The sequence below is a fragment of the Plantibacter sp. VKM Ac-2880 genome (genome assembly GCF_015351235.1).
Taxonomy (GTDB): domain Bacteria; phylum Actinomycetota; class Actinomycetes; order Actinomycetales; family Microbacteriaceae; genus Plantibacter.
The window spans coordinates 1,486,912-1,507,275 of record NZ_JADKSJ010000001.1 but is presented as its reverse complement, the minus strand read 5'-3'; the positions used below and the strand labels follow the sequence as shown (position 1 = coordinate 1,507,275).

The window sequence follows — 20,364 nt, the reverse complement described above, 5'->3', positions numbered from 1 at the left end:
GACGGCGGGCTCGCACCGGCACCGGTAGGCCGCCGTCCTCAGGATCGGTCGACGCCCAGGGCGGTGAGCGCTGCCGTCACGAGCTGCTGACCGTGCAGTTCCTGCTCGATCACCGACCGGAGGCCGGCATGGGCGACCGAGAACCCGACCGACCATTCGTCGTGCTCCGCCGGACCGAGCGCGTCAGCTGCGACGACCGCCTCGAGCGCCAACACGTCCGCGAGGAGGGCTGTCGAGCGTTCCAGCAGTCGGAGGGAGGTCCCGGCGAAGGAGGCAGGGTCGTCCGCGGCCTCGTCGGACGGGCCGGCGGCGACGACCGGGGTCGCGAGCACGCGGAGCTCGGCGACGAGGTCCGCGGCCGACTGACCGAGGAGGCCGGGGACGAGCCCGGATCCGGTTTCCCGGCGGTCGGCCCCGCCTCCGTCGATACGTCCGAGCCGTCGCTCGGCGGCAGCGGCGGTCTGCGCGATCGCCGCGCGGAGCCCGTCGAAAGCGCGGGCGAGCGCCGCTCCGTGCAGCAGTCCGCCGGTCCGCAGGACACCCGACGCCTGATCGACGAGTGGATCCTCCGAGGCCGTGCCGAGCGTCGCTTCGACGAGCAGGACGGCCGCGGTGACCTCGTCGGCGAGGGCACCGTTGATCTGCGGGGTCGCGCGGAGCCGAAGTCCGTCCGGGTCCCGTTCACCACGCGCGCCCTCCGGGCGGACCGGCGTCGCCAACAGCTCGGAGATCCGTTCCCCGCTCGCCCGGGTGCCCGCCGACGGGCTGCCGGCGAGGACCGTCGCGTCGAAGACCGGCCCTCGCCCGCCGAGCCCGGATCGCACACCGGCCCGTGACGAGAGTGCACTCGTGGTGTCCGCCAGCCGACTGAGCGCACCGAGCCGGTGGAGTGCGAGCGCGCCGACGCCGAGGGAGTAGGCGTTGTGGTGGACGAACGCCTGCCCCTCATGCGCAGCGAGGTCGAGCGGTGCGAGCCCGACCCGCGACAGGGCGACCCGGGCGGAGAGCCGCTCGCCCGCGAGGACCGCCTCCCCCTGTCCGAGCACGAGCGTCGCGACGGACGCCAGGTGGGTCTGGTCGCCGTCGCCGAGGGACCCGACGGAGGGGATCACCGGGGTCACCCCACGGTTGAGGAGCTCGGCGACGAACACGGCGGTCTCGAGGCGGATCCCGGATGCGCCACGGGTCCATCCGGCGAGCCGAGCGGCGATCACCGCTCGAGCACGGTCCACCGAGAGCGGGAGACCGATGCCACCACGTCGATCGTGGACGACGCGCTCCTCCACCGCCGACGCGTCGAGCGTCGCCGTGCGTGGAGCCGGAGCATCGACTCCGACCGCCGTCGTCTGCCGGTCGACGATGGCCCGGCCCGCGCCGATGCGGTCGAGCGCCGCCGTGTCGAGGACCACGATCGCGTCGTCGCGGGACACGGCCACGAGGTCGTCGACCGAGATCGGACCGGTCCCGAACACCACCGGCGCTCCCATCAGCGCGCGCCCATCGAGCGGTCGCTGGCGGTCGTCTGGTGTGCGCTGCTGGACACGGGTCGCTCCATCCGCTCGTCGAGGGGCCGTGGACCGGCCGGGATGGACGTCAGCGTACGAGCGCCCGGCGACCGGTGCACGGCGTGTGTCGACGTATGACGGGACGCCGGGATGGCCTGAGCGCCAGGGTGTCATCGGACCTCAGCGGTAGCGGCGGCCCTCGTCGCGGCGATAGAGGGCGAGGACCACGACGGTGAGGCCGAGCGTCCACGCCAGGACCCCGACCCACGACCACCACGGCAACTCGCCACCCTGGACCGCCCAGACGACGAGTTCCCGGGTCTGGCGGCTCGGGAGGAACATCGACAGCCGGTCGAGCCAGGGCGCGAAGAGGAACGGCGGGATGAACAGTCCGCCGGCGAAGGCCAGCGAGAACATGGCCACCTGCACCACGGCGATCGCGGCCTTGCTGGGGAGCGCGTACCCGATGGCGGTGCCCAGGAGCATGAACGGCAGGGCACCCACCACGAGCGCCACGACGCCGCCGAGCAGTCCTGTCGGGGTCGCGGTGGCGGCGGTCAGGAGCGCACCGAGCACGCCGACCGGTACGACGGCCGCGAACCCGAGGAGGCCGACCGAGCACAGGTGCGAGAGGACCCGGGCGACACCCGTCACCGGGAGCGTGCGGAGGTACGGGTCCCACGCCTGCTCCCGCGCCTGGGCGATGGTCAGCCCGAAGCCGAACAGGGCATTCGCGAGCACTGCGAAGACGATCAGAGAGATGACCGCCTGGGTCGCGGTGCGGGGGTCGCCGGCGACCTGCGCCTGCGGGACCACGAAGAACAGCAGCGAGAGCGCCGGGAACACGAGCGAACCGATCACCGCGATCGGGACGCGCACCGTCTCGAGCAGGGAGTACCGTGCGTGCAGGGTGGTGAGCTGGAGTGTCGTGGCCATCAGGCGGCGCTCCGTCCGACGCTCGCCCGGGCGTCCGCCGTGAGGGTCAGGAACGCCTCCTCGAGGGTGGCGCCGCGGACGGCGAGGTCGGTGAACGGGACCTCGGATCGGACGAGGTCACGCACGAAGGCGTCGGCGTCGCGGACGTCGAGTTCGACGGTGTCCCCGTCCCGACTCGCCTGGACGACTCCGGCGAGCCGCTCCACCGTCCCAGGTTCGGCGCTCCGGAGCCGCACCCGGTGGATGCCGACGAGCCCGAGCACCTCGCGCAGGGGCGCATCGGTGATGACCCGTCCGCCGCCCAGCACCACGACGCGCTCGGCGAGCGCTTCGATCTCCTCGAGGTAGTGGCTCGTGAGGACGATCGTCGCACCGAGCTCGCGTTGCCGGCGGATCGCGTCCCAGAGGGTGCGACGTGCGTCGACGTCGAGGCCCGTCGTCGGCTCGTCGAGGAGCACGAGACGCGGCTTGCCGACGAAGGCGAGCGCGACCGCGAGGCGCCGCTGCTGGCCACCCGAGAGCGAACCCGTCTGGCGTCGGATGAGGTCGCCGAAGCCGAACTGGTCAGCCAGGACGGCCGTCGGCACGCGGTCTGCGAAGTGACGTCCGACGAAGTCGACGACCTCTCCCACCCGGAGCGTGGGCGGCAGCGCTGTCTCCTGCGGTGTCGACCCGAGCCTCGTGCGATTGACCGCTTGGGCGGGATCGCCACCGAAGAGGGTCACGGTGCCCCGCGTCGGACGTCGGGTGCCCTGCAGCAGGGAGAGCACGGTGGACTTGCCGGCGCCGTTGGGGCCGAGGAGCCCGACGAGCGAACCCGGTTCGATCCTGAGGTCGACGTCGTCCAGCGCGGTGACGGCGCCGTAGCGTCGCGTCACGCCTTCGAGGGTGGCCAGTGGTGTGACCGTCATGATGTCCCCGTTCCCGACGCGCCGCCGAGCATCGCTCGGAGGCCGGTCATGTAGTCCTCGAACGCGCGGCGCCCGAGCGTGGTGAGTTCCAGGTAGGTGACCGGAGTGCGTCCCCGGTGGGTCTTGGTGACGAGGACGTAGGCGCCGTCTTCGAGTTTCCGCAGGTGGGTGGACAGGTTCCCGGCGGTCATGTCGAGCATCTCCTGCAGGCGGGGGAACGACATGCTGCTGTCGGCATCGATCGCCGCGAGCGTCGACATGATGCGCAATCGGGCTTGCGCGTGGATGAGGGGGTCGAGTTCGTCCACCGGTCACACCGCCGACCGGTGGGCACGCCGGCGGCGCGTCGTCTCGAGGAAGGTCGCGTACACGAGGAACCCGCCTCCACCGGCGATCGCCATGATGAGCGCGTTGCCCGGCGAACCGAAGAACGGCGCGGCCATGCCGACCACGATGATCCAGATGCCCATGCCGTACATGAGGCGGTCGCGCCAGACGGCTCCGCCTGCGAGGTACAACAGACCGACCACGAGACTGTAGATGGCCGGGTAGAAGATGGCCGCGAGTCCGGGGGCCATCCCCGCGGCGAACAGCGCGCCGCCGAACACGGCCGCGGCCGTGCACCCGATCGCCCAGGCGATGCCGTACATCGTCCCCTGCACCTGCTGGGCACCCTGGATCCCGCGCGACACCCGGGAGCCGATGATCGACGACGAGACGACGCCGCCGACCATCAGGATCCCGAAGAGCCATCCCGCGACCGCCGGTGGCGTGGTGAACCAGGGGTTCTCGTCGCTCGCGGACCAGAGCGCGAGGAACCCGATCGTCCATGCGACGCCCCAGACGTACACGATCGCGATGGTGGGCCTCGTGAAGATGTCGTCGACACGGCTCGCCTGGCGCTCCTGCAGCGCGAGCATGGCGGCCGGGTCGAGTGCGTCGGAGCCGTCGGCGGGTTCCATCGGTGAAGTCATATCTACTTTGTAACGCAAACGACTCTGCGAAGCAACCCCGTTTGCGGCACAAGCGCCGTACGACTAGCTCAGGGACCGGGACGTTCCGGGCACACCTCCGCCGGTCACTGAGCCTGTCGAAGCGTCCACGAGGAAACCTCCGACACTTCGACAGGCTCAGTGCGGCGCAGCTCGGGGAACGGACGCGCTCAGAATGGCGCGGGGTCCGGCTCGGTTCGGTGGTGTTTGCCGTCGGGTGTCGTCCAGTCGAGTACCCCGCCAGGGCCGTGTTCGAGGTTCCACCCCGGGAGGTGCTTCATCCGGTGGTGATGTCGGCACAGGCAGGCGAGATTCCCGACATCCGTCGTTCCGCCGTCTTGCCAGGCGACCGAGTGGTCCAGGTCGCAGGCTCTGGCTCGCCTCCCGCACCCGGGTGCGCGACAGGTGCCGTCCCGGAGGCGCACTGCACGTTGCAAGTCGGCGGGGACACGATACTGGCCTCGGCCGACGGAGAGGACGGCTCCGGTTTCCGGCTGGACCAGGATCCGGGTCAGGCTGGGCGCGTTGACCGCGAGCCGGGCGGCGGCCTCCGGGTCGATCGGCCCGTACCCGTCGAGGGTGGCCGGCGCGTCGGAGACACCGGCCAGGCTGAGCGCCGGGACGGTGATCTGCACGGTCGGCTTGATGTGCTCCTGGACCTCGATCGGGTGCGGCAGCACCGGGCTCGACATCACGTCGTCTGGAGTGACACCGGTGAGGGCGAGCGCTGCGAGGGCATCGGCCTGCAGCTGTCCACAGGTGCGAGCATCGCCGGCCTTGCGTGACTCCGCTGCCGCGGCTTCGACGCGCTCGATGATGCCCTGCGCGATCGGCGCGGTGGTGACCAAGTGCACCCACGCCATGCCATCGGCTGCGGGCTCGAACTCGACCCGGCGGTCAGCCTCGGAACGGATCGCGCGCGCCGTGAGGGACTCCGGGTGGAGACGCTCCCGGAGGACACGGGCTCGCTTCCTGAGGTTCGCGTTGGTCGTTTCCTCCGCGACCGGCAACACCGCCTCCAGGAACGCCGCCCGACCCGCTGTCGGCACGTCGCAAAGTTGATCGATGATCGTCTGCGCATGCCGAGCCGAGATGCGGCCCGCCTCAAGCGAGGCGAGCACGGCGGGCGCCTCGTTGACGAGCCGCTCGGCGTCGTTCGTCGCACGCTGGACCGTCTGCTCAGGTGTCCGTGTCGCCATGGCGAGCGCCGCACAGGTCGACCGGCGGGAGAGCGCCCGGCGTTCGGCCGGCGGGTACACGGCCGGGACCACGGAGTCGGCGAGCGCGTCGGCGTAGGCCGCCGAGCGGGCCAAGAGTCGCGCCGCCCGAGCGGCCAGTACAGCCTGCTTCCGGCAGATCTCCGCATACTCGTCCGAGAACTCCGCGAGCTGCGCGGCGTACTCATCGCCAGCTCGAACTGCGGAAAAGGTGCTCTCGGTCATGGAACAAGTCCACCATGGACCACTGAAATTCCAGATGCTGAGTTCGGGCTGCTGTGGACGCATCCCGTGAGCACTTCGACAAGCTCAGTCACCGGGGCTGGTTGGAGGGATTCGACCGGGTCGATGAGCCGCTCGGCAACCGGAACGGGCCTCCCCGCCGCCCAGCCCGATACGATGGAGGGCTGATGTCAGAGATCCGAATCTCCTACCCGCCCGAGCTGCCGGTGAGCGCCGCCCGTGCGGACATCGCGCGCGCCATCTCCGAGAATCAGGTGGTCATCGTGGCGGGCGCAACGGGTTCGGGGAAGACGACGCAGCTGCCGAAGATCTGCCTCGAACTCGGTCGGGAGTCGATCGGACACACGCAACCGCGCCGTCTCGCCGCCCGCACCATCGCGGAGCGGATCTCGGAGGAACTCGGGCAGGAGCTCGGCGGCATCGTCGGCTACCAGGTGCGCTTCACCGATCAGGCGTCGAAGGCGACGAAGATCAAGCTGATGACCGACGGCATCCTCCTCAACGAGATCCACCGCGACCGGCTGCTCCGCAAGTACGACACGATCATCATCGACGAGGCGCACGAACGCAGCCTCAACATCGACTTCCTGCTCGGCTATCTCAAGCAACTGCTCCCCCAGCGCCCCGACCTCAAGGTCATCATCACCTCGGCCACGATCGACCCGGAGAGCTTCTCCCAGCACTTCGACGGCGCCCCCATCGTCGAGGTCTCGGGCCGGACCTACCCGGTCGAGATCCGCTACCGCCCGCTCGTGGCCGACGAGACCTCCGACGACGACGAGGACGCCCCGGAGTCGGAGTCGGCGGACCGCGACTACCTCGAGGGCATCAACGCGGCCCTCGACGAGCTGGCCCGCGAATCGATGGGCGACGTGCTCGTCTTCCTGTCGGGCGAGACCGAGATCCGCGACGCCGCGGACGCGATTCGGGGCCGGAACCTGCCGGGCACCGAGGTGCTGCCGCTCTACGGCCGCCTGTCCTCGGCGGACCAGCACCGCGTCTTCCAGCCGTCCTCCGTGCCAGGCCTCCGCCGCCGCATCATCCTCGCGACCAACGTCGCGGAGACGAGCCTCACCGTCCCCGGCATCAAGTACGTGATCGACGCCGGCACGGCCCGCATCTCACGCTACAGCGTGCGGTCGAAGGTGCAGCGACTCCCGATCGAGGCGATCTCGCAGGCGTCGGCGAACCAGCGCTCCGGGCGCTCGGGCCGCACGAGCGACGGCATCGCGATCCGCCTGTACTCGGAGGAGGACTTCGCGAAGCGACCGGAGTTCACCGAGCCCGAGATCCTCCGCACCAACCTCGCCGCGGTCATCCTGCAGATGATCTCCCTCGGCCTGGGTGACATCGCCGCGTTCCCCTTCCTGCAGCCACCGGACGCCCGCGGCATCAAGGACGGCGTCGACCTCCTCGCGGAACTCGGCGCCATCGAGACACGCACCTTCGCCGACGGCTCCGCTCGGGGCGGCGGCCCCCGACTCACCCGGGTGGGGCGCGACCTCAGCCGCCTCCCCATCGACCCGCGGTTCGCCCGGATGGTCGTCGAGTCCAAGCGCCACGGCGTCTCCCGCGAAGTGCTGGCGATCGTCGCCGCGCTCACCATCCAGGACCCCCGCGAGCGCCCGCTCGAACACCGCCAGAAGGCCGACGAGCTGCATCGCCGGTTCGTCGACCCGACGAGCGACTTCCTCGCGTTGCTCAACCTCTGGAACTACCTCGAGGAGCAGCAGGATCAACTCTCGTCGAGCGCGTTCCGCCGGCTCTGCAAGAACGAGTTCCTGAACTACCTGCGCGTCCGCGAATGGCATGACGTCTACCGTCAGCTCCGGCAGCTCGCGAAACCGCTCGGCCTGACCATCGGCGAACCGTCCGTGAACCCCGACGGCATCCACAAGTCGCTGCTCGCTGGCCTCCTGTCCCACATCGGGTTGAAGGATCAGACCGTCGCGCCCGTCGTGAAGGGTCGTGGAGCACCGCCGGCGACGAAGACCGCCAAGAAGGGCGACTACATCGGCGCCCGCCAGACGCGCTTCGTCCTGTTCCCGGGCTCCGCGCTGGCCAAGAAGCAGCCGAACGCGGTGATGAGCGCCGAGCTGGTCGAGACGAGTCGGCTCTTCGCCCGGACCAACGCCTCGATCGACCCGGCCTGGGCCGAGCAGATCGCCGGCGACCTCTGCAAGCGCTCGTACAGCGAACCGCACTGGGAGAAGAGCCAGGGTTCCGCCGTCGCCTTCGAAAAGGTCACGCTGTTCGGCGTGCCCATCGTGCCTCGCCGCCGGGTGCAGTTCGGGCGCATCGACCAGGAGCAGGCGCGCGAGCTCTTCCTGCGGCACGCCCTCGTCGACGGCGAGTGGACGCACGACATCGGCCGCGACAAGCTGTTCGACTTCCACCGGGCGAACCGTCGACTGCGCAAGGAGCTCAGCGAACTCGAGGAGCGGACCCGCCGACGCGACATCCTGTTCGACGACGAGGCCGTCTTCGACTTCTACGACGCCCGGGTACCGGCGGACGTCTCCACCACGCGTGGCTTCGAGTCGTGGTGGCGCAAGACCCGCACGGAGCAGCCCGAGCTGCTGACCATGCGACAGGAGGACCTCCTCCCCGAGGACGCCCCCGCCGTCGACGAGGACCGCTTCCCCGCCGAGTGGGTGCAGGCCGACCAGCGACTGAAGCTCAGCTACCGGTTCGAACCGGGCAGCGACGACGACGGTGTCACGGTCATCGTGCCGCTCGCCCTGCTCGACCGGCTCTCGCCCGCCGGGTTCGACTGGCAGGTCCCCGGACTCCGGCGCGAACTCATCACCGCGATGATCAAGGCCCTCCCGAAAGCGCTGCGCCGCAACATCGTGCCGGCCGCCGACTGGGCGACGAAGCTCATCGCCGAGCTCCCGGCCGACGTCCCGGCGGTCTCCCCCGACCGGCCCTCCGCGGAGGACTCCTTCGCCACACGGCTCGCCAACGCCATCAAACGGCTGTCGTACATGGACATCTCGGCCTCGGACTTCGAGATGGAGCGTGTGCCGGAGCACCTGCTCGTGACCTTCCGCGTCATCGACGAACGCGGACGCGCGCTCGCCCGCGGCAAGGACCTCGTCGAGCTGCAGCACCGGTTGAAGCAGCGCACGCGCGCGAGTGTCGCGAAGGTCGCCGCCGCGCGCGTCCCGAACGCGATCGAGCGTTCCGGATTCACCCGATGGGACTTCGACGACCTGCCGCGTTTCATCGACATCCGGCAGGAGGACGGCGTCATCCGGGGCTACCCCGCGATCGTCGATGACGGCACGAGCGTCTCCATCCGGATCATGAGCACGGAGGCCGACCAGGCACGCGCCATGCCGTCCGGTGTCCGTCGGCTCCTGCTGCTCGCGATCCCCTCACCGACCGCCTACGTGCAGCAGCACCTCAAGCCCAACGAGAAACTCGCGCTCGCGACGAGTCCATACCGCTCGACGCCCGCGCTCTTCGAGGACTGCCTCGCCGCCTGTATCGACGACGTCCTGTACCGGGTCGTGCCGGACGGCCAGGTGTTCTCGAAGCTGCAGTACGAGACGCTCCGCGACCGGGTCTCGGCGTCCGTGATGGACCGCATGTTCCAGACCGTCGCGATCGTCGCGCGCATCCTCCAGGCCGCGCGCGACACCGAGAAGGCGATGAAGGCGGCGACGAGCATGACCCTGCTCGCCGCCCTCACCGACATGCGCGGGCAGCTCGACGGTCTGGTGTTCCCGGGCTTCGTATCGAGGACGGGGTCGGCTCGACTCGAGCACCTGCCGCGCTACCTCGCCGGCATACGCTATCGCGCCGAGCGACTGACCGACAACCCGAACCGCGACCGCGTCTGGATGACCGAGGCCCAGACGGCACTCGCCCGGTTCGAGGCGGCCGGCGGCACGATCCCACTGCCCGCCGAGGCGCCTGAGCACCTCGTGAAGGCGCGGTGGATGCTCGAAGAGCTGCGCGTCAGCCTGTTCGCCCAACAGTTGGGCACGGCCGAGTCGGTGTCGCTGCAGCGTCTGCAGAAGGTCCTCGCAGGCTAGCGAGCCCGCGGCACGCGCTCAGGCGTCGGGGCCCGTCGCCACCGTGCGTTCGGGGTGGTTCGCCCACTGACTCCACGAGCCCGGGTACAGGACGGGTTCGAAGCCGGCGAGCGTGAGGGCGACGGCGTTGTGCGCCGCGGTCACGCCGCTGCCGCAATACGTGGCCACCGCTGCACCCTCCGTCACCCCTGCGGCGAGGAACCGCTCGCGGAGCGCCTCCGGCGACAGGAACCGGCCGGCCTCATCGACGTTGGCAGTCGTCGGCGTGTTGATCGCACCGGGGATGTGGCCGGCGCGAGGGTCGACCGGTTCGACCTCCCCGCGGTACCGCTCGCCGGCGCGGGCGTCGAGCAGCACGCCGCCGTCGCGCGTCCAGGTGGCGGCGCCATCGATGTCGATGCTCGGAAGGACACCCGTCGACAGCGTGACCGTGCCCGGCTCCGGCACGACCTCGCCGCGTTCGACGGGCAGTCCGGCGTCCGTCCATGCCCGCAACGCCCCGTCGAGGATGCGGACGTCGGCGACACCGGCGTTCCGCAGCACCCACCAGGCCCGCGATGACGACAGGTTCTTCAGATCGTCGTAGACCACGACGACATCGCCGTCGTCGATCCCCCACGACCGCGCAGCCGTCTGGAGTGCATCGCGACCGGGCAGCGGGTGACGACCCTCGACCGGCTGCCGTCCGGTGGGCACGTGGTCGGCCAGCTCATGGTCGAGGTCCACGTAGACCGCGCCGGGGAGGTGTCCCTCGAGGTAGGCGGGCCGTCCGTCCGGAGCGTCGAGTCGCCACCGCACGTCGAGGACGCGCACCGGCGTCTCCGAGGCGATCAGGGCTGCGAGGTCGTCCGGTGCGATGAGGGTGGGCATACCTCCCAGCGTACGCAGCAGGGGCGGTGGCGGCCGCCGCGGATCCGTCCGTCCACCGTCACACCGGGTAACAGAGTTGCAGTGGCACCCGGATGAGCGAAACGTAGCCTGTGCAGCGTCCGCCGAATCGGTCGCCGCACCAGTCGTCCACAGCCGTTCGAAGGATCCCCCGTGAGCTCAGTCCACCCGGCAGCCGCCTCCGTGACCGCCTTGCCGTCCCCCGTCGACGGCGGTGAGGTCGCCACCGGTTTCGCCTCCCTCTCCCCCAACGACTTCAAGGCCGCCTTCAGGCAGCACCCGGCCGGGGTCTCCGTCATCACGGCGGACGACGGTTCCGGACCAGTGGGGCTCACGGCCACCTCGGTCTTCTCGGTGAGCGCGGAGCCACCCCTCCTCGTGTTCTCGGTCTCGTCGCTGTCGTCGAGCGCACCGACCATCACCGCCTCCGACACGGTCGTCGTCCACCTACTGGGCTCCGAGCAGCTCCACATCGCGAAGCTGTGCGCGACGAGCGGGATCGACCGGTTCGCCGACACCTCCATCTGGGACCGCCTGCCGACGGGTGAGCCGTACTTCACGGGCAACGGCGTGTGGATCCGTGGGCGCATCGTGAACCGCATGGAGGCGGGGACGTCGACGGTCATCGCGGTGCACGCACTCGAGTCGAGCGTGTCGCAGGCGCAGACAGAGGCGCCGGCGGACACGGTCCGGACCGAGTCGGCCGCCGCGGCTCAAACGCCGGCGACCCCGGCCTTCACCCCGAGCTTCGACGGAGCGCCACTCGTCTACCACAACCGCACGTGGCACCGCCTCGACGCGAACTCGCAGATCGACGGCTGAGGTTGCGAGGCTGAGGTTCGGCGGCTGAGCATCTGTGCAGGCCGAACCGGCGTCGTCCCCCTGATCTGCGGATAGCGTGGTGACATCACCATCGTCGAGAGGACCCCGCATGGCTGGATCGATAGCCCGTACCGCCGCCCGCCTGCTGCTCGGAGGCGCCCTCGTCTTCGCCGGCATCAGCCACCTGACCTTCGCCCGCAAGGACTTCCAGGCGCAGGTTCCGGAATGGGTGCCGATCGACGAGGACACCACGGTGCTGGCATCGGGCGTCGTCGAGATCGCCCTGGGTGCAGCCCTGGCCTCAGGCGTCAAGCGGAACCTGGTCGGCAACGTGGCCGCGGCGTTCTTCACCGCGATCTTCCCCGGCAACCTGTCGCAGTGGATCAACCGCCGCGACGCGTTCGGCCTCGACACCGACAGCCGACGCTTCACCCGCCTCTTCTTCCAGCCGGTGCTCATCGCCTGGGCGCTCTGGTCCACCCGCCGCTGAGCTCGTGAACGGCCCGTCCGACGCCGCCGGGGACCGGATGTCCCGATCCCCCGGCGAGTCGACGATTCCTCCCGTCACGGCAGGTATGGTCGACAACACCGCACACCCAGGGAGAACGATGCTCACGACCGAAGCGACCATGGACGAGCTGCTCGTCGCCGAACCCGTCGACGCTCCGAGCGCCGGACGGAACGGCGTCGTCAGCCTGGTGTCGCTCGCCGTCATCATCACGATCGTCGTGACGGCCGTCGCCGTCCTCTTCTTCCCGGTCGTCCAGGGCGTGACGGCGTTCTTCTACTTCTTCCTCGCCGCGGCCGGCGGCATGGGCGGCAGCCTCGGCGGCTGACGCCGAGCGATCGACCCCGGAAACGACCGAGGGCCGGATGGAATCGTGGATTCCATCCGGCCCTCGTGCATGCAGCGCAGGTGCTTGGTGACTAGAAGTCCCAGTCCTCGTCTTCCGTGACCACGGCCTTGCCGATCACGTAGGAGGAGCCGGAGCCCGAGAAGAAGTCGTGGTTCTCGTCGGCGTTCGGCGAGAGCGCCGACAGGATCGCCGGGTTCACGTCGGTGACCGTCTTCGGGAACATGGCCTCGTAGCCGAGGTTCATGAGCGCCTTGTTGGCGTTGTAGTGCAGGAACTTCTTGACGTCCTCGGTCAGGCCGACCTCGTCGTAGAGGTCCTGCGTGTACTGCACCTCGTTGTCGTAGAGCTCGTAGAGCAACGAGAACGTGTAGTCCTTGACGTCGTCCCGCTCGGCCTGCGTCAGCTTCTCGAGGCCCTTCTGGAACTTGTAGCCGATGTAGTACCCGTGCACGGCCTCGTCGCGGATGATGAGACGGATCATGTCGGCGGTGTTGGTGAGCTTCGCGCGGCTCGACCAGTGCATGGGCAGGTAGAAGCCTGAGTAGAAAAGGAACGACTCGAGGAGGGTCGAGGCGGCCTTCCGCTTCAGCGGGTCGTCACCGTGGTAGCGGTCGAGGACGATGGACGCCTTCTTCTGCAGGTTCGGGTTCTCGACCGACCAGCGGAACGCCTCGTCGATCTCCTTCGTGCTGCTCAGCGTGGAGAAGATCGAGGAGTAGCTCTTGGCGTGCACCGACTCCATGAACGCGATGTTCGTGTAGACGGCCTCCTCGTGCGGGGTGATCGCGTCGGGGATGAGCGCGACGGCACCGACAGTGCCCTGGATCGTGTCGAGCAGGGTGAGGCCCGTGAACACCCGCATGGTGAGCTGCTGCTCCTGCGGCGTCAGGGTGTTCCACGACTGGACGTCGTTCGACAGCGGGATCTTCTCGGGCAGCCAGAAGTTGTTGACGAGGCGGTTCCAGACCTCGACGTCCTTCTCGTCCTCGATCTTGTTCCAGTTGATCGCCTGGACGCGGTCGACCAGCTTGAGCTTCTCTGACATGAATTCGTGTCCTCTATCGGGAAGTGGGGTCGGCCCGTCGACGAGCTCAGGGACCGGGGTGACGCGGGTGGCCCGCCGACAGGCTCAGGGACCATCCGGTCCCTGAGCCTGTCGAAGGGGTTAGAGCATGCAGCTGACGCAGCCGTCGACTTCCGTGCCCTCGAGCGCGAGCTGGCGGAGACGGATGTAGTAGATGGTCTTGATGCCCTTCTTCCACGCGTAGATCTGCGCCTTGTTGATGTCGCGCGTGGTGGCGGTGTCCTTGAAGAACAGCGTCAGCGAGAGCCCCTGGTCGACGTGCTGCGTCGCCGCAGCGTAGGTGTCGATGATCTTCTCGGCGCCGATCTCGTAGGCGTCCTCGTAGTACTCCAGGTTGTCGTTCGTCATGAACGGCGCCGGGTAGTACACGCGACCGAGCTTGCCTTCCTTGCGGATCTCGATCTTCGACGCGATCGGGTGGATCGACGACGTGGAGTTGTTGATGTACGAGATCGAACCGGTCGGCGGCACGGCCTGGAGGTTCTGGTTGTAGATGCCGTACTCCTGGATGGACGCCTTGAGGGCGACCCAGTCGGCCTGCGTCGGGATCTGCACGCCGGCCTGCTCGAACAGCTCGCGGGCACGGGCCGTCTCCGGCTCCCAGACCTGGTCGGTGTACTTGTCGAAGAACTCACCGGACGCGTACTTCGAGTCGGCGAAGCCCTCGAAGGTCTCGCCGCGCTCCTTCGCGATGAGGTTCGAGGCGCGCAGCGCGTGGAACACCACCGTGTAGAAGTACATGTTCGTGAAGTCGATGCCCTCGGCGCTGCCGTAGTGCACCCGCTCACGGGCGAGGTAGCCGTGCAGGTTCATCTGGCCGAGGCCGATGGCGTGCGACTTGTCGTTGCCGTCCTCGATCGAGCGCACCGAGGTGATGTGGCTCTGGTCGGACACCGAGGTGAGGCCGCGGATGGCGGTCTCGACGGTGCGACCGAAGTCGGGCGAGTCCATCGTGAGCGCGATGTTCAGCGATCCGAGGTTGCAGGAGATGTCCTTGCCGATCTCCTTGTAGGAGAGGTCCTCGTTGTACGTGGTCGGCGTGTTGACCTGCAGGATCTCCGAGCAGAGGTTCGACATGTTGATGCGGCCCTTGATGGGGTTCGCCTCGTTGACGGTGTCCTCGAACACGATGTACGGGTAACCCGACTCGAACTGGATCTCCGCGATGGTCTGGAAGAACTCGCGGGCGTTGATCTTCGTCTTCTTGATGCGCGAGTCGTCGACCATCTCGTGGTACTTCTCGCTCACCGAGATGTCGCCGAAGGGCACACCGTAGACGCGCTCGACGTCGTACGGGGAGAACAGGTACATGTCCTCACCCTTCTTCGCGAGCTCGAAGGTGATGTCTGGGACGACGACGCCGAGGGACAGCGTCTTGATCCGGATCTTCTCGTCGGCGTTCTCACGCTTGGTGTCGAGGAAGCGCAGGATGTCGGGGTGGTGCGCGTTCAGGTAGACGGCACCGGCACCCTGACGGGCACCGAGCTGGTTCGCGTAGCTGAAGGAGTCCTCGAGGAGCTTCATCACGGGGATGATGCCGCTCGACTGGTTCTCGATCTGCTTGATCGGAGCGCCGGACTCGCGGATGTTGGACAGCGACAGTGCGACGCCGCCGCCGCGCTTCGAGAGCTGCAGCGCGGAGTTGATGCCACGGGCGATCGACTCCATGTTGTCCTCGATACGGAGGAGGAAGCAGGAGACGAGCTCGCCGCGCTGCGCCTTGCCCGAGTTGAGGAAGGTCGGCGTCGCCGGCTGGAAGCGTCCGGCGATGATCTCCTCGACGAGCGCGATCGCGAGCTGCTGGTCGCCGTCGGCGAGGCCGAGGGCGGTCATGACGACGCGGTCCTCGAAGCGCTCGAGGTAGCGCTTGCCGTCGAACGTCTTCAGCGTGTACGAGGTGTAGTACTTGAACGCGCCGAGGAAGGTCTGGAAGCGGAACTTCTTCGAGTAGGCCAGGTCGTTGAGGTCCTGGATGAAGTCGAACGGGTACTTGTCGAGCACGGCCTGCTCGTAGTACTCCTTCTCGACCAGGTAGTCGAGCCGCTCCTTCAGGGAGTGGAAGAACACGGTGTTCTGGTTGACGTGCTGGAGGAAGTACTCCCGCGCGGCCTCACGGTCCTTGTCGAACTGGATCTCGCCGTTCGGGCCGTAGAGGTTGAGCATCGCGTTGAGCGAGTGGTAGTCCATCTGGCTCGTCGACGGTGCGTCGATCACTGAAACTGGCGCTGCTGCCAAAATGATTCCAATCCATTGTGGACGGTGGTGACATCGTCCTGGGTTCCGAAGAGTTCGAAGCGGTACAGGTGCGGGACCTTGCATTTGCTGGCGATCACGTCGCCGGCGAGACCGTAGGCCTCGCCGAAGTTCGTGTTGCCGGCGGCGATGACCCCGCGGATCAGGGAGCGGTTGGCCTCGACGTTGAGGAACCGGATCACCTGTTTGGGCACCGCTCCGTCGCCGTTGCCCCCGCCGTAGGTGGGGGTCACGAGGACGTAGGGCGCCGTGGCGTGCACGGCTTCGTCTTTCGCATACAGCGGGATCTGCAGTGAGGGCAGATCGAGCTTCTGCATGAAGCGATGCGTGTTGCCGGAGATGCTGGAGAAGTAGATCAGCCGTGGTTCCACGGTGGGCCTCCTCGTCGGATTCCGGACGGGCGGATGGTGCGGTGCTGCTGGAGCCGGCTCATGGTGACGCCTGCGACCGAGGGCTCAAGCCAGACGTGCAGCGAGCTCTTCGATCTTGTCGGGACGGAAGCCCGACCAGTGGTCTTCCTCGGTGATGACGACGGGCGCCTGGAGGTAGCCGAGCGCCTTGACCTGCTCGAGCGCGTTCTCGTCGACCGACAGGTCGAGGATGTTGTACTCGATGCCCTTGTTGTCGAGCGCGCGGTACGTCGCCGTGCACTGCACGCAACTGGGCTTCGTGTAGACCGTGATTGCCATAGCTCTTCGTGCCTTCCCCTCTAAATCCTGGTGATTCCCACGGCGTCCTGCGCCGGGGTTCCAATACTACATATAGATGACGACCTTCAGGCCAACCACAAGGGCTAGTAGTTACAGCCCTGTAGTTTTCCACCGGGTTCTCCACCGTTTCGGGCGAGTTATCCACCGGTTCTCCACTGGGTACAACGCTCGGCGGCGACGCGAAAATCCCGGATTCACGCCCTTTTCTCCCCCGTGTGAGGGATATCTATCCACAGGTGGAATTCTCCTCGGGACCACCGACACCGACCGCCGTCTTGGGCGTGTCGTGGGCGTGTCGCGGACGTCCGAACGGGTCCATAGACTGGTCTCCTTGTGAGCAGCTACCGTGACCTTCTTCGTACCCCCGGCGTCGCCCGGATCATCGCTGCGCAGCTCACGGCTCGTTTCCCGTTCGGGATGCTCTCGCTCGCGTTCCTCCTGCACATCGAGCAGGTCACCGGGTCCTACGGCGCAGCCGGACTCGTCCTCGCCGCGACGAGCATCGGCCAGGCGATCGCCGGCCCGCTGACGAGTCGGTGGATGGGTGTGTGGGGCATCCGCAAGGTGCTCCTCCTGACGCTGGTGGTCTGCGCCGTCTCGGTCACGACCATCGCCCTCGTGCCCATGAGCGTCCCGGCGTACATGGGGGTCGGGCTGGTCGCCGGCCTCAGCACCCCGCCGGTGCAGCCCGCCGTGCGCACCATCTACCCGAAGCTCGTGACCTCCCAGCAGCTGACGCCGCTCTTCTCGCTCGACGCCTCGGCCCAGGAGATCATCTGGGTCCTCGGGCCCGTCGTGACGACCTTCGTCTCCACGCAGGTCGGCACCGTCTGGGGCATCGTCCTCGCCGCCGCCATCATGATCGTCGGTTGCCTGTGGTTCATCTCCTCCCCCGAGGTCGGTCGGGTCCGCATCCCGAGGAGTCGTCGCAAGCTCGGTCAGGTGCTCAAGCGTCCGCCGGTCCTCCTCGCCACGGTGGTGGGCTTCCTGCTGATCGGCGCCTGCTCGGCCGTCGAGGCGGGGGTCGTCGCGACGTTCGGCCACGACGGCCTCGAAGCGGGCATCGTCCTCGCGATCTTCTCGGTCGGGTCCCTCGCGGGCGGTCTCGCCCTCGGACACACCCCCATCGGCCCATACGCGCTGGCCCGCCGCATCTTCATCGTCTTCGCCGGACTCGCCGTCGCCAGCCTCTTCCTCAACGCCTGGTGGCTGTCGGTCACGCTCTTCGTCGCCGGGATCGGCATCGCCCCGGCCCTCGCCGTGCTGTTCGCCATCGTCTCGGCGAGCGTCAAGTTCAGCGACACGGCGGAGGCCTACGGCTGGGTCGGTACGGGTCAGCTCATCGGAGCGGCCATGGGATCCGCGGCCGCCGGGTTCCTCATCGACGGTTCAGGAGCCGTCGGTGCGTTCTGGGTCGCCGGGGTCTTCGCGCTCTTCGGCTTCGTGATCCCCTGGGTCGGTCACCGCTGGCACCCGGACCTGCGCGGACGCGACGCGAGCCCCATCCCCGACACCGAGCCGATCAACACGCACCCGTCCTGAGCGGGACAGCCCGCGGCTCCGTCAGTCGGCGGAGCGCAGCGGCGCGAGCGCTCCATCGAGGGCGGACACCTCGTCGAGCAGCATCGGCAGCACCGCCGACTGACGGTCGTTCGGCGAGAACACCCCGTCGGCGATCTGGCGGGCGACGTACGGGATCTCGACGTTGGCACCCGTACTCACGAGACCGAGGGCCTGGAGCACGGGCCGCAGCGCGACCACGCCCCTCGTCCCACCGGACAGCCCGCCATAGCTGACGATCCCGACGGGCTTCCTCGCCCACTCGTGCATCAGGTAGTCGAGTGCGTTCTTCAGTGCCGGTGCGAAGCTGTAGTTGTACTCGGGCGTCACGAACACGAAAGCGTCCGCCCGGTCGACCCGCTCGCTCCACGCGATCGTGTGCTGCTTCGTGTACGCGCGCTTCCGAGGATGCGCCGGTTCGTCCATGAACGGCAGCGCCAGCTCGCGGAGGTCGACCGCGTCGACGGTGAACCGCGCGTCGGCGCCGGCCACGCCCACGACCCAGTCGGCGACGGCACCCCCGACCCGCTCGGCGCGAACGCTTCCGGTGACGATCATGAGGTGCGGCATGGGCTCCCTTTCGACGGCGACGGTGCCCTGTCGAGGATACTGGTGACATGGCAGCCACCACCCCGACCGTCGTCCTCAACGACGGGCATTCCATCCCCCAACTCGGCTTCGGCGTCTACAAGGTCGCGGACGCCGCCAGCACGGACATCGTCCGGACCGCGCTCGAGGTCGGGTACCGGCACATCGACACCGCATCGCTCTACGGGAACGAACGGGGCACCGGCGTGGCGATCCGCGAGTCCGGACTCCCCCGCGACGAGCTGTTCGTCACGACCAAGGTCTGGAACACCGATCAGGGCTACGACGAGACGCTCCGAGCGTTCGACACGAGTCTCGAGCTCCTCGGCCTCGATCGCGTCGACCTCTACCTGATCCACTGGCCCGCGCCGAAGCAGGACCGCTACCGCGAGACCTGGCGCGCACTCGAACGGCTCCGGGCCGAGGGGCGGGCCCGCTCCATCGGCGTCTCGAACTTCCACCGCAGTCATCTGGAACGCCTCCTCGAATCCGCCGAGATCGCGCCGGCGGTCAACCAGATCGAGTTGCACCCCTTCCTCCCCCAGCGCGAACTGCGTGCCGTCAATGCCGCTCACGGCATCGCGACGGAGGCCTGGTCGCCGCTCGCCCGCGGCCGGTTCTTCACGCCCGCTGTTGACGGCTCCGACGCTACGAGCGACCTCGGGGCGATCGCCCGCAAGCACGACCGCACGGTCGCGCAGGTCGTCCTGCGCTGGCACCTTCAGCTCGGCAACATCGTCATCCCCAAGTCGGCCACGCCGGCGCGGATCGCCGAGAACTTCGCGGTGTTCGACTTCACGCTCGACGACGACGACCTCGCCGCGATCTCGGCGTTGGAGAACGGCGAGCGCACCGGCACCGACCCGGACCGGCTCGACTGAACTCGAGACCGTAGGCTGAACGCATGACCGAGCCCGTCGTCGACACCGCGTCCAGCCTCGCCGCCCGCACGATCACCCCGGTGGAGCTTCCGCGCCACCGCTGGGGTCGTCATGATGCTCCGGCCCGCGCGCTCGTCGTCCATGGCCTCGGCAGCAACGGACCGAGCACGTGGCGGATCTGCGCCGCCCTGGCAGACCGCGGATGGCTCGTGGAGGCGGTCGACCTGCGCGGACACGGCGTCGCCCCGCGATCGTTGGACTACCGCGTCGAGGCGTATGCCGCCGACCTGCTGGCGACGCGGCCGGCACCCTCGATGGCTGACACCCGGGGCACCTGGGATCTCGTCGTCGGGCATTCGCTCGGCGGTGCGGCCACGGCGGTCGCGGCGGCGGCGGATCCCTGCTGGGCCGCGGCGCTCGTGCTGCTCGATCCGGCCATCGCCCTCGACGACCACGACGCCGAGACCATCCGCGCCAGCCAGGAGGCGGCGTTCGCCGACAACACGACCGCCTCCGTCCGCGCGAAGAACCCCGAGTGGCACCCGCTCGACGTCGAGCTCAAGGTCCAGGCGGTGTCCCAGGCGAGCCGGTGGGCGATCGAGCAGACGAGCGAGCAGAACCACCCGTGGGATGTCCGGCCGGCGGCCGCCTCCCTCCGGACCCCGACCTTCGTGATCGCGTCCGACCCGGAGGTGTACAGCCTCGTCCGCGGCCCGCTCGCCGCACAGATCCTCGCAAATCGTCAGGTCAGTCTCACCGTCATCCAGGGCGCCGGGCACAACGTCCATCGGGACCGCCCCGCCGAGACCACGAAGGCGATCGGTGACTGGGCCGAGCTGCAGCTCGAGCAGCGATCTCGTCACGAGGTCTGATC

General features: G+C 68.6%; 19 protein-coding genes. 7 read left to right on the top strand and 12 right to left on the bottom strand.

The window, feature by feature from the left end; translation table 11 throughout:
• Positions 1 to 38 precede the first annotated feature (38 nt).
• The 6 genes from ITJ57_RS07295 to ITJ57_RS07270 form a co-directional block, all read right to left on the bottom strand.
• The gene (locus ITJ57_RS07295) at positions 39 to 1,487 is read right to left on the bottom strand and encodes an aromatic amino acid lyase (RefSeq protein ID WP_194669461.1); all 1,449 of its coding nucleotides are present in this window, start codon (positions 1,485 to 1,487) and stop codon (positions 39 to 41) included.
• A 198-nt stretch (positions 1,488 to 1,685) separates the two neighbouring features.
• Complete coding sequence (locus ITJ57_RS07290) at positions 1,686 to 2,441, bottom strand: ABC transporter permease (protein ID WP_194669460.1); 756 nt, start codon at positions 2,439 to 2,441, stop codon at positions 1,686 to 1,688.
• Positions 2,441 to 3,352 (bottom strand): ABC transporter ATP-binding protein, encoded by a 912-nt coding sequence (locus tag ITJ57_RS07285; protein ID WP_194669459.1) that lies wholly within the window; start codon positions 3,350 to 3,352, stop codon positions 2,441 to 2,443. Before ITJ57_RS07285 ends, ITJ57_RS07290 begins: the two co-directional genes overlap by 1 nt.
• Entirely contained in the window at positions 3,349 to 3,660 is a 312-nt protein-coding gene (locus ITJ57_RS07280; protein WP_064296516.1) for a transcriptional regulator, read from the bottom strand. Before ITJ57_RS07280 ends, ITJ57_RS07285 begins: the two co-directional genes overlap by 4 nt.
• A gap of 3 nt (positions 3,661 to 3,663) precedes the next feature.
• Positions 3,664 to 4,326 carry a hypothetical protein gene (locus ITJ57_RS07275; protein ID WP_194669458.1) on the bottom strand — a complete coding sequence of 221 codons (663 nt, stop codon included), beginning with the start codon at positions 4,324 to 4,326 and terminating at the stop codon, positions 3,664 to 3,666.
• A 188-nt stretch (positions 4,327 to 4,514) separates the two neighbouring features.
• Positions 4,515 to 5,786 (bottom strand): HNH endonuclease signature motif containing protein, encoded by a 1,272-nt coding sequence (locus ITJ57_RS07270; RefSeq protein ID WP_194669457.1) that lies wholly within the window; start codon positions 5,784 to 5,786, stop codon positions 4,515 to 4,517.
• A gap of 185 nt (positions 5,787 to 5,971) precedes the next feature.
• Here ITJ57_RS07270 and hrpA point away from each other — a divergent pair, with 185 nt between their 5' ends.
• Positions 5,972 to 9,847, top strand: a complete 3,876-nt coding sequence (hrpA, locus tag ITJ57_RS07265) for an ATP-dependent RNA helicase HrpA (RefSeq protein ID WP_194669456.1) — start codon at positions 5,972 to 5,974, stop codon at positions 9,845 to 9,847.
• An 18-nt stretch (positions 9,848 to 9,865) separates the two neighbouring features.
• Here the strand turns inward: hrpA and ITJ57_RS07260 are convergent, their stop codons facing one another.
• Complete coding sequence (locus ITJ57_RS07260; RefSeq protein WP_194669455.1) at positions 9,866 to 10,717, bottom strand: sulfurtransferase; 852 nt, start codon at positions 10,715 to 10,717, stop codon at positions 9,866 to 9,868.
• A 201-nt stretch (positions 10,718 to 10,918) separates the two neighbouring features.
• Here ITJ57_RS07260 and ITJ57_RS07255 point away from each other — a divergent pair, with 201 nt between their 5' ends.
• The 3 genes from ITJ57_RS07255 (at position 10,919) to ITJ57_RS07245 (ending at position 12,393) form a co-directional block, all read left to right on the top strand.
• Positions 10,919 to 11,557, top strand: a complete 639-nt coding sequence (locus ITJ57_RS07255; protein WP_370582362.1) for a flavin reductase family protein — start codon at positions 10,919 to 10,921, stop codon at positions 11,555 to 11,557.
• Between the two features lie 109 nt (positions 11,558 to 11,666).
• Complete coding sequence (locus ITJ57_RS07250) at positions 11,667 to 12,047, top strand: DoxX family membrane protein (protein WP_194669454.1); 381 nt, start codon at positions 11,667 to 11,669, stop codon at positions 12,045 to 12,047.
• Between the two features lie 118 nt (positions 12,048 to 12,165).
• A complete protein-coding gene (locus tag ITJ57_RS07245; RefSeq protein ID WP_194669453.1) occupies positions 12,166 to 12,393 on the top strand; it encodes a hypothetical protein in 228 nt (75 codons plus the stop codon).
• Positions 12,394 to 12,484: 91 nt separating this feature from the next.
• Here ITJ57_RS07245 and nrdF read toward each other — a convergent pair whose 3' ends face one another.
• From nrdF to nrdH, 4 genes are all read right to left on the bottom strand, one after another.
• Positions 12,485 to 13,459: a class 1b ribonucleoside-diphosphate reductase subunit beta gene (gene nrdF, locus ITJ57_RS07240; protein WP_056007612.1), complete on the bottom strand. Its 975-nt coding sequence runs from the start codon at positions 13,457 to 13,459 to the stop codon at positions 12,485 to 12,487.
• A 120-nt stretch (positions 13,460 to 13,579) separates the two neighbouring features.
• Positions 13,580 to 15,685: a class 1b ribonucleoside-diphosphate reductase subunit alpha gene (nrdE, locus tag ITJ57_RS07235; protein WP_194670337.1), complete on the bottom strand. Its 2,106-nt coding sequence runs from the start codon at positions 15,683 to 15,685 to the stop codon at positions 13,580 to 13,582.
• 23 nt (positions 15,686 to 15,708) lie between these two features.
• Positions 15,709 to 16,122, bottom strand: coding sequence for a class Ib ribonucleoside-diphosphate reductase assembly flavoprotein NrdI (nrdI, locus tag ITJ57_RS07230; protein WP_082455879.1), 414 nt, complete (start codon positions 16,120 to 16,122; stop codon positions 15,709 to 15,711).
• A gap of 84 nt (positions 16,123 to 16,206) precedes the next feature.
• Positions 16,207 to 16,440, bottom strand: a complete 234-nt coding sequence (nrdH, locus tag ITJ57_RS07225) for a glutaredoxin-like protein NrdH (RefSeq protein ID WP_056007615.1) — start codon at positions 16,438 to 16,440, stop codon at positions 16,207 to 16,209.
• 354 nt (positions 16,441 to 16,794) lie between these two features.
• Between nrdH and ITJ57_RS07220 the strand changes: the two genes are divergently transcribed.
• Complete coding sequence (locus ITJ57_RS07220) at positions 16,795 to 18,003, top strand: MFS transporter (protein WP_194669452.1); 1,209 nt, start codon at positions 16,795 to 16,797, stop codon at positions 18,001 to 18,003.
• Between the two features lie 21 nt (positions 18,004 to 18,024).
• On the opposite strand, the gene ITJ57_RS07215 is transcribed toward ITJ57_RS07220, so the two are convergent.
• A complete protein-coding gene (locus ITJ57_RS07215) occupies positions 18,025 to 18,591 on the bottom strand; it encodes an NADPH-dependent FMN reductase (RefSeq protein ID WP_194669451.1) in 567 nt (188 codons plus the stop codon).
• A gap of 47 nt (positions 18,592 to 18,638) precedes the next feature.
• Here ITJ57_RS07215 and ITJ57_RS07210 point away from each other — a divergent pair, with 47 nt between their 5' ends.
• Both ITJ57_RS07210 and ITJ57_RS07205 read left to right on the top strand, forming a co-directional pair.
• Positions 18,639 to 19,490 (top strand): aldo/keto reductase, encoded by an 852-nt coding sequence (locus tag ITJ57_RS07210; RefSeq protein WP_194669450.1) that lies wholly within the window; start codon positions 18,639 to 18,641, stop codon positions 19,488 to 19,490.
• A gap of 23 nt (positions 19,491 to 19,513) precedes the next feature.
• Complete coding sequence (locus tag ITJ57_RS07205; protein ID WP_194669449.1) at positions 19,514 to 20,362, top strand: alpha/beta hydrolase; 849 nt, start codon at positions 19,514 to 19,516, stop codon at positions 20,360 to 20,362.
• Positions 20,363 to 20,364: the final 2 nt, after the last annotated feature.

What these genes read in the sequence shown, in the direction of transcription:
- ITJ57_RS07295 (WP_194669461.1), bottom strand. Translation starts at nt 1,487, where the DNA reads ATGGGAGCGCCGGTGGTGTTCGGGACCGGTCCGATCTCGGTCGACGAC.
- ITJ57_RS07290 (WP_194669460.1), bottom strand. Translation starts at nt 2,441, where the DNA reads ATGGCCACGACACTCCAGCTCACCACCCTGCACGCACGGTACTCCCTG.
- ITJ57_RS07285 (WP_194669459.1), bottom strand. Translation starts at nt 3,352, where the DNA reads ATGACGGTCACACCACTGGCCACCCTCGAAGGCGTGACGCGACGCTAC.
- ITJ57_RS07275 (WP_194669458.1), bottom strand. Translation starts at nt 4,326, where the DNA reads ATGACTTCACCGATGGAACCCGCCGACGGCTCCGACGCACTCGACCCG.
- ITJ57_RS07270 (WP_194669457.1), bottom strand. Translation starts at nt 5,786, where the DNA reads ATGACCGAGAGCACCTTTTCCGCAGTTCGAGCTGGCGATGAGTACGCC.
- hrpA (WP_194669456.1), top strand. Translation starts at nt 5,972, where the DNA reads ATGTCAGAGATCCGAATCTCCTACCCGCCCGAGCTGCCGGTGAGCGCC.
- ITJ57_RS07260 (WP_194669455.1), bottom strand. Translation starts at nt 10,717, where the DNA reads ATGCCCACCCTCATCGCACCGGACGACCTCGCAGCCCTGATCGCCTCG.
- ITJ57_RS07250 (WP_194669454.1), top strand. Translation starts at nt 11,667, where the DNA reads ATGGCTGGATCGATAGCCCGTACCGCCGCCCGCCTGCTGCTCGGAGGC.
- ITJ57_RS07245 (WP_194669453.1), top strand. Translation starts at nt 12,166, where the DNA reads ATGCTCACGACCGAAGCGACCATGGACGAGCTGCTCGTCGCCGAACCC.
- nrdF (WP_056007612.1), bottom strand. Translation starts at nt 13,459, where the DNA reads ATGTCAGAGAAGCTCAAGCTGGTCGACCGCGTCCAGGCGATCAACTGG.
- nrdE (WP_194670337.1), bottom strand. Translation starts at nt 15,685, where the DNA reads ATGGACTACCACTCGCTCAACGCGATGCTCAACCTCTACGGCCCGAAC.
- nrdH (WP_056007615.1), bottom strand. Translation starts at nt 16,440, where the DNA reads ATGGCAATCACGGTCTACACGAAGCCCAGTTGCGTGCAGTGCACGGCG.
- ITJ57_RS07215 (WP_194669451.1), bottom strand. Translation starts at nt 18,591, where the DNA reads ATGCCGCACCTCATGATCGTCACCGGAAGCGTTCGCGCCGAGCGGGTC.
- ITJ57_RS07210 (WP_194669450.1), top strand. Translation starts at nt 18,639, where the DNA reads ATGGCAGCCACCACCCCGACCGTCGTCCTCAACGACGGGCATTCCATC.
- ITJ57_RS07205 (WP_194669449.1), top strand. Translation starts at nt 19,514, where the DNA reads ATGACCGAGCCCGTCGTCGACACCGCGTCCAGCCTCGCCGCCCGCACG.